At 44.7% G+C, this 13,478-nt stretch carries 12 protein-coding genes; 4 read left to right on the top strand and 8 right to left on the bottom strand.

Translation table 11 applies throughout. The annotated features are described in order from the left end of the window. Positions 1 to 27: 27 nt before the first annotated feature. The 6 genes from BABA_RS06375 to BABA_RS06350 form a co-directional block, all read right to left on the bottom strand. Positions 28 to 1,296 carry an MFS transporter gene (locus tag BABA_RS06375; protein ID WP_007084322.1) on the bottom strand — a complete coding sequence of 423 codons (1,269 nt, stop codon included), beginning with the start codon at positions 1,294 to 1,296 and terminating at the stop codon, positions 28 to 30. Between the two features lie 378 nt (positions 1,297 to 1,674). Continuing rightward, entirely contained in the window at positions 1,675 to 2,682 is a 1,008-nt protein-coding gene (locus BABA_RS06370; protein ID WP_007084321.1) for a MupG family TIM beta-alpha barrel fold protein, read from the bottom strand. After that, positions 2,679 to 4,040, bottom strand: a complete 1,362-nt coding sequence (locus BABA_RS06365; RefSeq protein WP_007084320.1) for a PTS transporter subunit EIIC — start codon at positions 4,038 to 4,040, stop codon at positions 2,679 to 2,681. The genes BABA_RS06370 and BABA_RS06365 overlap by 4 nt, the downstream gene beginning before the upstream one ends. Before the next feature lie 121 nt (positions 4,041 to 4,161). Then, a complete protein-coding gene (locus tag BABA_RS06360; RefSeq protein WP_007084319.1) occupies positions 4,162 to 5,016 on the bottom strand; it encodes a MurR/RpiR family transcriptional regulator in 855 nt (284 codons plus the stop codon). A gap of 24 nt (positions 5,017 to 5,040) precedes the next feature. Further along, complete coding sequence (gene murQ, locus BABA_RS06355; RefSeq protein ID WP_007084318.1) at positions 5,041 to 5,949, bottom strand: N-acetylmuramic acid 6-phosphate etherase; 909 nt, start codon at positions 5,947 to 5,949, stop codon at positions 5,041 to 5,043. Between the two features lie 162 nt (positions 5,950 to 6,111). Beyond that, positions 6,112 to 6,975: a Cof-type HAD-IIB family hydrolase gene (locus BABA_RS06350; protein ID WP_007084317.1), complete on the bottom strand. Its 864-nt coding sequence runs from the start codon at positions 6,973 to 6,975 to the stop codon at positions 6,112 to 6,114. Positions 6,976 to 7,094: 119 nt separating this feature from the next. Here BABA_RS06350 and glcD point away from each other — a divergent pair, with 119 nt between their 5' ends. From glcD to BABA_RS06330, 4 genes are all read left to right on the top strand, one after another. Beyond that, entirely contained in the window at positions 7,095 to 8,507 is a 1,413-nt protein-coding gene (gene glcD, locus BABA_RS06345; RefSeq protein ID WP_007084316.1) for a glycolate oxidase subunit GlcD, read from the top strand. Then, positions 8,504 to 9,829, top strand: a complete 1,326-nt coding sequence (locus BABA_RS06340) for a (Fe-S)-binding protein (protein ID WP_007084315.1) — start codon at positions 8,504 to 8,506, stop codon at positions 9,827 to 9,829. The genes glcD and BABA_RS06340 overlap by 4 nt, the downstream gene beginning before the upstream one ends. A 217-nt stretch (positions 9,830 to 10,046) precedes the next feature. After that, on the top strand, positions 10,047 to 10,553 hold the full coding sequence (locus BABA_RS06335; protein WP_007084314.1) for an Lrp/AsnC family transcriptional regulator: 507 nt from the start codon (positions 10,047 to 10,049) through the stop codon (positions 10,551 to 10,553). After that, entirely contained in the window at positions 10,550 to 11,761 is a 1,212-nt protein-coding gene (locus tag BABA_RS06330) for an aminotransferase (protein WP_007084313.1), read from the top strand. The genes BABA_RS06335 and BABA_RS06330 overlap by 4 nt, the downstream gene beginning before the upstream one ends. 45 nt (positions 11,762 to 11,806) lie before the next feature. Here the strand turns inward: BABA_RS06330 and galE are convergent, their stop codons facing one another. After that, positions 11,807 to 12,820 (bottom strand): UDP-glucose 4-epimerase GalE, encoded by a 1,014-nt coding sequence (galE, locus tag BABA_RS06325; protein ID WP_007084312.1) that lies wholly within the window; start codon positions 12,818 to 12,820, stop codon positions 11,807 to 11,809. 76 nt (positions 12,821 to 12,896) lie between these two features. Continuing rightward, positions 12,897 to 13,316 (bottom strand): PilZ domain-containing protein, encoded by a 420-nt coding sequence (locus BABA_RS06320; RefSeq protein WP_007084311.1) that lies wholly within the window; start codon positions 13,314 to 13,316, stop codon positions 12,897 to 12,899. Positions 13,317 to 13,478 lie beyond the last annotated feature (162 nt).

The raw sequence follows: 13,478 nt of genomic DNA, 5'->3' as shown, positions 1-13,478 counted from the left end.
CTCGTTTTAATGAGATGGAGCTTTTCTTTATGCCGGCAATTCACTCGGCTGCTTTGCTTCATGAGGCGCTTCTTTAATCAGGATTCCCCCAATTAAACCAATCAGTGCGAATACGACGGGAATAATGAAACCATACTGATATCCAATACTTGAAGATGGTTGAAAATGGTCTAATACCTTGCCAAAAATAATCGGCAGGAGGACAGCGCTCAAGAAGCCGCCCGTATTGGCAAAGCCTGAAACAACACCAACCTCTTTCATGTCAAAGGATTTCCGCACAACGGCAAACGTTAACGCGCTTCCACCATTCCCAAAACCCATGATTAAAAACATAATCACCAGCATAAAATAGGGTGGCTTTCCGTTAAAGAAGAGCATCCCTGTCCAGCTAATAAACACAAATAAATGGACAAGCAAATAGGGGCGTTTAATCGAATCCAAACGGCTTGAAATCCAGCTCATGAGCGGCGCACCAATAATGGCGCCAAAAAGACCAATCATGATGAGCTGGCTTGCGTCCGACCGTGACATTCCATACACGTGCATCCCATAGGGAACGGCCCATGAACCAATAAATCCAACATATGTACCGACCAAGCCAAAGTGACAGAAGAATGTCGCCCATGCCTGGCGGCTGGTGAAAATACGCCGCAAAATAACGAGCACTTTTTCCTGCTTTTTCTTCTGTTTAACCTTTCCGGACATTTCATTTTTAAAAAGTTGTTTCGGCTTCCTAACGAGCACATAATAAAGGAGAATTCCGGTCAGGACTAACACAATCCCTGTTGTTAAAAAGGGAGCCCGCCATCCAAAATGCGCGATCCACGCTGAAAAAGGAACAGTCGCCAGCAGGAAACCAAAACTCCCGGCCACACCCGCAAACCCGAGTAAGCCAACAAATTCCCTTACTTTAAACCACTGACTCAAAATGATAACCAAATTGACCCAAATTGCCGCATCCCCTGTCCCCACTAAAAAACGGGCAACTAGGAGCACAAATTCATTTGGAGCCAAACTATAAATGAGTGTCCCGAGCCCATTTAGCAGCGCTCCAGCAATTAGAAAGAAATTGGGGCCGAAACGGTCGGATAGAATCCCAATCGGAACCTGCAAACCCGCATAGGCCAAAAATTGTATACTCGTCAGTAAACCGATGGTGGAGGCAGTCAAGCTGAACTCCCCCATCAATTGATCTGAAATTAACCCTGGGGCTGTTCGTTGACTCACAATTAAAAAATACGCAAACAATACCGCGCCAAAAACAACCCATCTGTACCTGCTATTTTGTTTTTCCACTATTCTCTACTCCTGTTAGCTGTCATCATTCTCCTATTATAACCTAATTTTTTTCAGATAGATTTCGATTTGCCTCAGAACCTAAAGGATTGCTTTTTCAAAACGCGGGAAAAAAGGTGCCTGACACCACAATGGTGTCAGGCACCTTTTAATGACCCCTCTATGTGACCGGGCGACTACCTTTTTCACTCTTTTGGACACGTAGAAGCCCTCTACGTGACCGGACGATTGCCATTTTCACTCTTTCGGACACGTAGAACCACTTTACGTGACCGGACAATTACTTTTTCTATTCTTGCGGTCACGTAGATCCATGTGGGTTCTTTTTTACAGCAGAAAAAACTGCCCCATCGATAAGATGAGGGCAGTTTCCATGTTTCAAACCTGTATTAATTTTATTTTCTGACCTGGACGGAGCAGTGAAAGCAGCGGTAGATCAGCTTCTACGACGTTTCCGACCACATTGACGCGCTCGTCAGCCGGCAAGTCTCGAAGGGTAATCTGTACCTCGCCGCGATATCTACCATAGCGGTCATTATCCCTCGTAATCGTCCCCACAGGCCGAGCACAAGTATTCTCCGGAACAACCGGATCAACAGTTCTCGTATCCATGAACCGGAGTACATCGCGGGAAAAATCAGGGCGAAGACGGAATTCCCCTTCTTCAAACCCTTCTACTCTTATCGAAATCCGGCGATGACAATCAAAATCGATTAATTTCCCCAAAAGATCTGGACTTACTTCCGGATCACCGATGTACACATCCTCGACACCCGCCGAGAATAATTCCAGTGCTGCCAAAAATGGATCAATCTCACGATGTCCCTCCAACGTTGGCAGCCCTTCAAACAGCGGCCCGCGTTTCTCCCCGTCACCGGGAATATAGGCACTGACTGGAATTCCAAAACGCGCAAAGAGTTCATTTTGCGAATGAAAAAACGACTCCGCTAAACCAGTTTCACGCCGAGGATAGAAATTATGCCAAGCGAGCAGCTGGCTTGCCGCCAAACCGCCATCTAGCAAGGCACGCACATCCTCCCCAAACAAAACGCTGGCATTCAAGGCAAGCTTGAACTCCTTAGCTAGCGCCAAAATCATTTCATGCGCAAAAAAGTCATCCAAGCGAAGCCCGCTGACCCCTAGGTCTCGTAACTCCACTAAACTGTTTAATCCCAAATGGGCAGGTGTCCGCAGCGATACATCTGCATACACCTCTATTCCAGCTTCCTTCGCCGCCCATAGCAATTGTTTCGCGCGGCTCGCCAAATCACCCGACTCCTCCGGAATGTGAAGCGAGGTAAACGCCCGCTTCACACCCATTTTCCCTGCCAGAGCAATCCGCTCCAAAGCTTCAGGATCATTTAAATAGAAGGAAATCCCGATCACTCAAATTCACCGGCCATCTCATCTTTGAAACCGAATAAATAAGTAAACAAGAAACCAGCAGCATAGGCAATTAAGACACCTACTAAATAAAGAAGAACTTGGCCGCCTACCACAAGGAAGGAAAGCGGTAAACCAGATACGCCAATCGCAGTAGTTGCGACATGGAAGGCTGCCTGGAACGCACCGCCAATACCGGCTCCTAAACAAGCCGTTAAAAACGGACGACCCAATGGTAAGGTAACACCGAAAATAAGCGGCTCCCCAATTCCAAGAATCCCTGCTGGCAGACCACCGCCAATCGCTCTTTTTAAGCGCGTTTTCTTGGTTTTCAAATAAATCGCAAACGCAGCCCCAACCTGTCCGGCACCTCCCATTGCTAAGATAGGAAGAAGCGGGTCAATGCCAGTTGAATTAATTAACTCAAGATGGATCGGTGTTAAACCTTGGTGTAAGCCCGTCACCACGAGCGGAAGGAAGGTTGCCCCGAGGACAAAACCTGCTACAACACCGCCCACATCAAGCAGCGAAGTTAATCCTTTTGTGATAAGATCTGAAAAGAAACCACCAAGCGGCATAAAGACAAGATAAGTAACAATACCAGTAACCAATAAAGCAACCGTTGGTGTGATAAATAGATCTAGAGATTGCGGTACAAACTTACGAACCCGTTTTTCAACAATAGCAATAAAAATAGCAGCAAACAGAACGCCAATTAATCCGCCTCGTCCAGGAAGCAATTCCGCCCCGAACAATTTGATGCCTGCTACAGCCGGGTTAATGATTAAGATCCCAGCGATCGCTCCCAGTGCTGGCGAACCGCCAAACTCCTTCGCGGCATTCATACCAACTAAAATGCCGAGGTAACCGAATAATCCACCGCCGATGACAGATAAAATCGTAGCAAGTTGGGAATCTCCTGCAAGCCATCCAGCTTGAATGATTGCTTTTGTGATCCCTGTAATCAATCCGGATGCCACGAGGGCCGGGATTAATGGAATGAAAATACTAGAAATTTTTCGTAAAAACAGCTTAAATGGTGTGGCATTCTTTTTGTTAATTTCAGCCTTAGTGCTTGCGGCCTTAGCCTTTAAATCAATTCCGCCAGCGGCATCTATTAATTTACCAAACTCTTCTGTTACTCTATTTACTTTTCCAGGACCGAGAATGATTTGTAGTGTCTCTTCTTCTACAACCCCAAGTACCCCATCGATTTTTTTAATTGCCGCCTTATTGACCTTCGACTCATCGTTTGGTGTCACACGAAGTCTTGTCATACAATGCGTGTAATTGCCAACATTCTCAGCTCCGCCTAATTGTTCAAGAATCTTTTCGGCTAATTGTTTATTCTCTCCAGCCATACTGATTTCCCCTTCTCTCTGTTGTTAGTTTATTTTTTGAAAAAAATAAGAACGGAATGGTGTCCGCATCACCCCCTGAAAAGATGACCCTTATGAAGGGAGATAAGTCCCCCAAGGTTTCCTATTTCCCCTCTTTGATAAACCGAATCGCTTCTCTTGTTTTGTCAATCGAGTGAATCGTTTTTTCATACTGAACGGTTGCCATCGACAAAAATAAAATATCGATTAAATATAACTGCGCGAGCCGTGATGAGGTAGCAGCACTGCGAAACGGCGCCTCTCCGGAATAAGCAGTAAATAACTTAATATCAGCAAGCGACGAGACGGTTGATTGTCCGTATTTCGTTAAACTAATCGTTTTCACGCCGCGCTCTTTCGCAAGCTGCATCACCTTCACAACCTCTGCCGTTTCCCCGGAATGCGAGATGCCAAACACGACATCATCCTTATTGGCATTCGCAATTAACGTCGCGACTAGATGTGTGTCCGTAAAAGCGGTTGCATTTTTATGAATGCGAAGGAATTTTTGCTGCGCATCCTTCGCGATAATATTTGAAGCGCCAATGCCAAAAAAATGAACATTTTGCGCAGGCAGCAAGGTGTGGACCGCCCGTTCCAATTCCTCGTAATTGATGATTTCTTCCGAATCACGGATGCTTTGGATACTATTGCTGGTGGTCTTCTGAACAATCGTGAAAAAGGATTCCTCCGGTTCGATGTCACGATACCCTTGCTCCACAGGCTTCACTAAATCCCCGGCAATTCTTACTTTTAAGTCTTGAAATCCAGTTAAGCCTAAGGACTTACAGAGCCTGATAACGGCTGCACCGCTTGTGTTGGCTTGGATCCCAATGTCATTGACTGTACTGTTTAAAATACTTTGCGGATTTTCAAGAATAAACTCCGCAATTTTTCGCTCAGAAGCCGGAAGCTGTTCCAGCATGTTCTGAATCATCTTTAAACCACCTGCTGCCACACAAATACCACCTTTTCATCTACATCATTTTTCAACCTTTTGGATTGCCATTTTCACATAACCATTTGCATCTGCTAATCGCTTTTCTGCTTCAAGTTTCGTTGTCTCCGTCTTAATCATGACAATGGCTGTTTTGACTTGGAGGTCTGCTTTTTCTAGTGTCTCCAAGGCCAATTCATAGGAAACCCCGGTAATTTTGCGGATGATGCTAATGGCCCGCTCTTTTAACTTTTGATTACTCACATGAACATCCACCATCAAATTTTCATAGGCTTTCCCTAACAAAATCATTGCAGAGGTGGAAATCATATTCAAAACCATTTTATGAGCTGTCCCTGATTTCAAGCGCGTCGAACCGGTTAGAACCTCGGGGCCGACAATCACCTCGATTGGTTGATCGGCTTCCTTACTAATCGCCGCATTTCTATTACAAGAAAGGGCAACTGTTTTCGCGCCAATGCCTCGAGCATAGTGGAGCGCGCCAATGACATAAGGTGTCCGGCCGCTTGCAGCGATGCCAATCACGGTATCATTTTTCGTCAGATCCAATGCTTTCAGATCGCTAACACCAAGCTCCGGATCATCCTCCGCTCCTTCAACTGCTTTAATGAATGCCCCTTCGCCCCCGGCGATAATTCCTTGAACCATCCCAGGATCCGTGCTGAAGGTAGGCGGACATTCGACCGCATCTAGAACCCCTAAGCGGCCGCTCGTGCCTGCCCCCAAATAGATTAGGCGACCGCCATTTTGAAACGATGTAAAGACAAATTGAACGGCTGTCTCTATTTCCGGTAAAACTTCCTTAACAGCTAATGCGACCAATTGATCTTGCTCATTCATGATCCGTAAAATATCCGTTGGGTTTGCCGTATCGATTTGCATGGACTCTTCATTTCGCGATTCTGTTGTTAATAACTCCAGATTTTCTTCCATTGGTTTGTTGTCCTCCTGTTGGCGTTTTCTAGGCTGTAAGCGGTTTCTGTATTTTTATTATATTCTCTTTAAAATAACATTTCAATATTTTTATCAAAATTTTGAAATGTTATTTCAGAAAATTATTTTATGAAATGCGCAAGCGCCCTTGTCCCACGCCAATTAATCAAGTAAATAGCGGCGAATCGCCTGCGCCACTCCTGCTTCGTTATTATTCCCCGTCACCTGATCCGCCAGTAGTTTCACTTTTTCCGGTGCATTTCCCATCGCAATTCCCAGTCCCACCATGGAAAGCATCAGCGCATCATTATAATTATCGCCAATGGCTGCTGTTTGCACGATTGGGATTTCTAGCTTTTCCGTGAGCTTCATTAATGTTGCTGCTTTTGTGACACCACTTGGGGAAATCTCTAAATTGAGGAAATTGAAACTGCTGCTGATTTCCATGTCCTCCACCTGTTCAGCGACTTTTTTTGAAAAATCAGCAAGCCGTTCCCCATCATCAAACACAGCTATTTTTGTAATCTTAGGTTGATTTTCTTTCATATATTGATAAAAATGATCAACGACTTTAATCTGGCATTTATTCCGGAAACCTTCACAGTCTTTAAGTCTGCCGCCTGTTTTTTCAAGGGTAGGAATATTATTTTCAATCCAGTTCTCGTTCCATTTATTTACCATCGGTACGAGCAGCGTATCGCCTTCATAAAAATGGGCATAGATACCTTCTGCCTCACATAATTCCCAGAAATGGTAAAGCGGCTCGTGCTGAAATACAGCCTGCTCTTGTACTTCGCCATTCTCATCAAGCAGGATGGCTCCATTGTAGGCAATGATGGGCTCTCCCTTTAAGCCGATGGTACTCGCAATCCATTTCGTTGAAAGCGGGGAACGGCCGCTGCAAATCACTACTTTCCCTCCTTGTCTGCGGTATTCATGAATCGCTTCGATTGTTTCAACATCGATCTCTTTTTGATTGTTTAACAACGTACCATCCAAATCAGTAGCTAATAGAGAATATTTCAATAGTATTGCTCCCTTTGAATTAATATTTTATAATTATTATATATTTATTGAAATAAAATTTCAAAGCGCTTTGTTTATTATAATTCTGTTATGATTTTTAAAGAAATGGGGGAAATCTAGTGCTTTCAAATGAGATAAAAGAAAAACTGATATCTATTGTAACCAAGGAAAATTTCGCCGATTCTAAAACCGAACGTTTAGTTTATTCCTATGATGCAACACCAAACTTCCAATCAATGCCGGATGCCGTGGTCAGTCCGCGCAATACCGCAGAGGTTTCGGAAATCCTCAAGCTTTGTAATCAATATAAATTTCCGATTGTGCCGCGCGGCTCTGGAACCAATCTTTGTGCCGGGACATGCCCAACCGAGGGCGGGGTTGTGCTTCTTTTTAAACATATGAACAAGATCCTTGAAATTGACGAAGAAAATTTAACCATCACCGTGCAGCCAGGTGTGGTCACGCTTGATATGATTCATGCCATCGAGGAAAAGGGGCTATTTTATCCACCCGATCCAAGCTCGATGAAAATCTCGACGATTGGCGGCAACATCAATGAGAACTCCGGGGGCTTGCGAGGACTGAAATATGGCGTCACAAGAGATTATGTCATCGGTCTTAAGGCGGTATTGCCAAATGGCGATATCATCGCGACAGGCGGCAAGCTCGCAAAGGATGTCGCCGGGTATGATTTAACCCGGCTATTTGTTGGCTCAGAAGGAACGCTCGTTGTCATAACAGAAGCGACTTTGAAACTAATTCCGATGCCGGAAACGAGAAAAACGATGCTGGCACTCTATCAAGATTTGGGCGCTGCTGCCCAATCAGTTTCCAAAATTATTGCGAGTAAAATCATCCCAACAACACTGGAATTCCTTGACCAGCCGACATTAAAGGTGGTCGAAGACTTTGCCCAAATCGGCCTCCCTACCAATGTCCAAGCGGTACTCTTAATTGAGCAAGACGGCCCTCCCGAAGTGGTCGAACGGGATATGGAAAAAATCGCTGAAGTATGTAAGCAGGAGAATGCCGTATCCATTCAGGTGGCCGCAACTGAAGAAGAAGCGGATGCCCTTCGAACCGCACGGCGCGCGGCGCTGTCTGCCATTGCCCGCTTGAAGCCGACAACGATTCTCGAGGATGCGACGGTGCCAAGATCAGAAATTGCCAATATGGTGAAGGCGATTAATGAAATTACCGAAAAATATCAGCTGACGATTTGTACCTTTGGCCACGCAGGAGATGGAAATCTCCACCCTACCTGCGCGACCGATGCCAGAGACCATGAAGAAATGGAACGCGTCGAAAAGGCATTTGCGGAAATTTTTGAAAAAGCGATTGAACTAGGTGGAACGATAACCGGGGAACACGGAGTTGGCGCCATGAAGGCACCCTATCTTGAATGGAAGCTGAAGGCGGAAGGTATTGCCGCGATGAAAGCGATTAAACAGGCGTTTGATCCAAATAACATCATGAATCCAGGGAAGGTTTTTGCCAAAGACAGCAAGAAACGCGTGGTGATCACCAGATGACAACGATCCAAGAACAAGAGAAGATCCAGGAACAATTTAAAGCACGAATGAACGAGGATGAATTGTTAAACTGTATGCGCTGCGGCTTTTGTTTGCCAACATGCCCGACTTATATTGAATCGGACTATAAAGAATCACATTCGCCTCGCGGAAGAATCGCTTTAATGAAAGCGGTCGTAGACGGAATGATTGAACCAGATGAGGATTTCGAGCGTTCCCTCGAACTTTGCCTCGGCTGCCGGGCCTGTGAACCCGTCTGCCCATCTGGCGTCAATTATGGACATTTATTGGAAGACGCCAGGGATATCATTAATCAAAATAAAAAACACTCTTTACCTGTTCGGGCTGTGAGAAAAGTGGTTTTTGAAGAGCTGTTTCCCCACCCAAATCGGATGCGTTGGACAGTTGGGATGCTTGGATTCTACCAACGCTCAGGAATTCAGACTCTAGCACGGAAAATAGGGTTTTTGGGACTTTTGCCTGATAGCTTAGCCACTATGGAAAAGGTGCTGCCAGCCGTACCTACGATGAAAGAGATGAAAAATCGGCCTGAACAGCTGCCCGCTTTGACGGAAAAAGTGCATCGGGTTGCTTTTTTCAGCGGCTGTTTAATGGATACAATGTTCATGAAAACCAACGATGCCACCATGAAGCTGCTGCAGTTGGCCGGCTGTAAGGTTGTGATTCCGAAGAATCAAACCTGCTGCGGCGCCCTGCATGGCCATAGTGGTGAAAAAGAGGAAGCGAAGAAGCTTGCGAAACGAAATATTATCGCCTTTGAAGAGCTAGACGTCGATTATATCATTACCAATGCCGGCGGCTGCGGTGCGTTTTTAGTCGATTACGATCACTTATTAAAGGATGACCCCGATTGGCGCGACCGCGCAAAAGCGTTTAAAGAAAAAATAAAGGATATTTCCGAAGTATTGGTGGCTGTTGATTTCCACAAAAAGGTTAAGTTGGAGCTTCCTGCTGGCGTCATAACCTATCAGGATTCCTGTCATTTACGAAATGTCATGAAGACGGCTTCCGCGCCAAGGGTGTTGATTGGGGCTATAAAAGGTACGGAATACGTCGAGATGAAGGAGGCAGATCGCTGTTGCGGTTCGGCCGGTATTTATAATATTGTGGAGTCGGAGATGTCGATGGTCATGCTCGACTACAAAATGGTTCAGGCTCGGGATACCCATGCGGCTACGATTGTAACGGCAAATCCTGGATGCCTGTTACAAATGATGCTTGGCATTGAGCGCGAGGGCTTGTCTGATAAAATGCGCGCTATTCATATTGTCGACCTGCTGGCAGAAGCGGTTCAGGACTAATCAAAGATTTCTTTTAAAGGCTACTTTTTAAAAAAGTAGCCTTTCTTTCTCCTCATTTTCGAAAAAATACAAAAAATCTTTTCCCCATCGCGTGACAGATGCCGCAAATAGGATTAAAATCATCTAATAAAGAAAACTCGTTAGTGGCAAAAACCTTAGAGCAGCCATAGACGTTGTTATTCTTATTCTTGAATGGAATGTTGAGGAGGCCGCTGATATGCAGCTTAGCAGTGTAGAAATTGAAATTTTAAAAATTGTGGAAGAGAATCATAAACTACCAATAGAGTCGATTGCCTTAATGGCTATGTGCAGCGAAGAAACGGCCAGCGCAGCCATCCAAAAATTAGAGCAAGCGAACATTATTATGAGTTATCCGACCCTAATCGATTGGAGCAAAGTTGAGGGGGAAGAAGGCGTGATTGCGATGATTGATGTCAAGGTTACCCCGAAGCGCGGCGTTGGTTTCAATGAAGTAGCTGAGAGAATCACTCGTTTCCCGGAAGTATCGTCGCTCTACCTCATGTCAGGTGCCTATGATTTATCGATTACCGTGGAAGGAAAAACGATGAACCAAATCGCGCAGTTTGTTTCGGAAAAATTATCAACGATTGAAAACGTTGTATCTACCACCACCCATTTCATGCTAAAAAAATACAAGCATGATGGCGTTAATTTTAACAGTGGCAATGAGGATAAAGACCATAGAATGGTGGTTTCACCATGAAGCATAGCTATGAGCACTACCTTTCCCAAACAGCCAAAGAACTGCAGCCTTCTGGTATTAGAAAATTTTTCGATTTAGCCGCCAGCATGGAGGGCGTGATTTCCCTTGGCGTCGGTGAGCCAGACTTCATCACACCATGGAGCATTCGCGAAGCCACCATTTTATCGTTGGAGCAAGGCTTTACCTCCTATACTGCCAACGCCGGATTGCTTGAATTACGGGAAGAAATTACTTTCTATTTAAAAAATAGATTTGGGGTTCAGTATGATCCTAATAATCAAATTATTGTGACAATCGGTGCAAGCCAGGCGATTGATCTTGCCTTTCGCGCCATTTTAAATCAAGGTGATGAGGTACTGATTGTTGAACCTGCCTTCGTTTCCTACGCCCCGCTAGTGGCGATTGCCGGAGGGACACCTGTTGCTGTTTCAACTTCGCCCGTTAACGGTTTTAAAGTAACCGCTGAACAAATCGAAGACGCAATTACGGAAAGAACAAAAGCAATTTTACTATGTTCGCCAAACAATCCAACCGGCAGTATGCTAACGAAGAATGAGTTGATTGAAGTGGCTGAGGTCATCAAAAAACATGACTTAATCGTCGTGTCCGATGAAATATATGCAGAACTGTCCTATGATGAAGAGTTTTGCAGCATTGCCGCGATTGACGGCATGTACGAGCGGACGATTTTAATTAACGGTTTTTCCAAGGGCTTTGCGATGACAGGCTGGAGATTGGGATTTCTAGCATCGCCAACAGAATTTTTCGAGGTCATGTTAAAAATTCACCAATATACAACGATGTGTGCGCCGAACATGGTGCAGCGCGGTGCCATCGAGGCACTTCGCAATACGTATCCTGAAGTGGAATCGATGCGAAACAGTTATCGCCGCCGGCGGAACTATGTCGTGCAGACCCTCAATCAAATAGGACTCGATTGCCACACGCCCGGCGGTGCGTTTTACGTGTTTCCTTCCATTCGAGCTACCGGCCTAAGCTCCGAACAATTTGCTGAGGAACTATTGATGCAGGAAAAAGTCGCCGTCGTTCCCGGACATGTATTTGGCGAAAGCGGCGAAGGATATATCCGCTGCTCCTACGCTACTTCAATGGCCCAGCTGCAAGAGGCACTAAAACGAATGCAGCGTTTCATTGAATCGAAGGGTGTTTTTGCAGATAGTAAGACTGAAAAAGTAAAAACTCACTAAAAAAACAACTCCCCAAGTGTCGCTCACACCTGGGGAGTTGTTCTATTAAGCCTCATACCCATTCGGATTATTCTTCTGCCATTTCCAAGAATCGCGGCACATGTCCTCAATTCCACGTGACGCAACCCAACCAAGTTCATTCTTTGCCTTAACAGGGTCAGCATAGCAAATCGCTACATCTCCCGGTCTTCGATCGACAATCTTATATGGAACTTTTACCTCTGATGCTTTTTCAAAAGCCGCTACAATCTCTAGCACACTATAACCAGTACCTGTACCTAGATTGTACGCCTCCACACCGTTCGCAGACATGACCTTCTCAAGTGCCTTTAAATGGCCTAGTGCAAGATCCACGACATGGATATAATCCCGTACACCTGAGCCATCAACCGTTGGATAATCACTGCCAAACACTTGTAATTCCTTCAATTTTCCAACAGCGACCTGCGTAACAAACGGCATTAAATTATTGGGAATCCCGTTTGGATCCTCGCCAATCCGGCCGCTTTCATGGGCACCAATTGGGTTGAAATAGCGCAGCAAAGCAATACTCCAGTCATGATCCGCCACATATAAGTCACGTAAAATATCCTCAATCATCAGCTTTGTCCGACCATAAGGATTTGTCGCACTAAGTGGGAAATCCTCTGAAATCGGAACGCGTTCAGGCATACCGTACACGGTCGCAGACGAACTAAAGACAAGGTTTTTCACATCATATTTTTTCATTATTTCACAAAGAATCAATGTACCCGTGATATTATTATGATAGTAGTGAAGGGGAATCGATACGGATTCTCCCACCGCTTTCAATCCGGCAAAATGAATCACAGCCTCGATTTGATTTTCGGCAAAAACATGCTCAAGCTCATCCCGGTCAAGCAAGTTCACTTCGTAAAATGTAAAATCCTTGCCTGTAATCTCTTTTACCCTCTGTAACGATTCTGGTTTACTATTTGAATAATTATCTAGGACAATGATTTCATGACCCGCATTCAACAGTTCAATACATGTATGACTTCCGATATATCCGGCTCCGCCAGTGACTAATATAGACATCCCATTAATCTCCTTACCAGTAATAATTCACCTGTAAAAATTGTAATAAATTACATCCGGTTACCATTATACACTACTATAGAGTATCATTGAAATATTTATCAGAATAATCCTGCAGGAGGTTATGGATAAAGCTTCGTGTGGATTCCGGCACATGAAAATGGACACCGTACTGGTATAAGTCTTCAGTCAGTTCTTCACACCAAAGTATATCCCCCGGAAGGTGAATTTTGTCTTCAAGAATATCTGCTTCTAAAGAAAAAATAATCTCTTGACCACCCATTAATGGCAGATTAGCTAAAAACCTTAACCCACCTGGGCCAATGTTCTCAATAAATACAACCGGATTCTCCGTTTCTACATCTTTTACTCCTAAATTCAACAATGTCATCTCCGAATCAAACGGATATTTGATCTGGATTCGATAGGAAGCTTGATGGATTGGATGTGTGTTTTCCTTTTTAGCAGATTTTGCATTAAACAATTTTAGTGTCATGAACCATTACTCCTTAATTCCAACATCAGGTTGCTGCCAATAGATGTGTGTATGTTATACATAACGGCATTTTTTCCCCAATCGTTGAAACATAAGAAAAGCGCAAGCGCCCTGGTCAGCGGCGTATGGCCTGGAGCGCTCCAACTGAGATAAAGGAAACAC

It is taken from the genome of Neobacillus bataviensis LMG 21833 (genome assembly GCF_000307875.1).
Lineage (GTDB): Bacteria > Bacillota > Bacilli > Bacillales > Cytobacillaceae > Neobacillus > Neobacillus bataviensis.
Note: the sequence above shows the minus strand (reverse complement) of the source record. Positions and strands in the feature narration are given on the sequence as shown.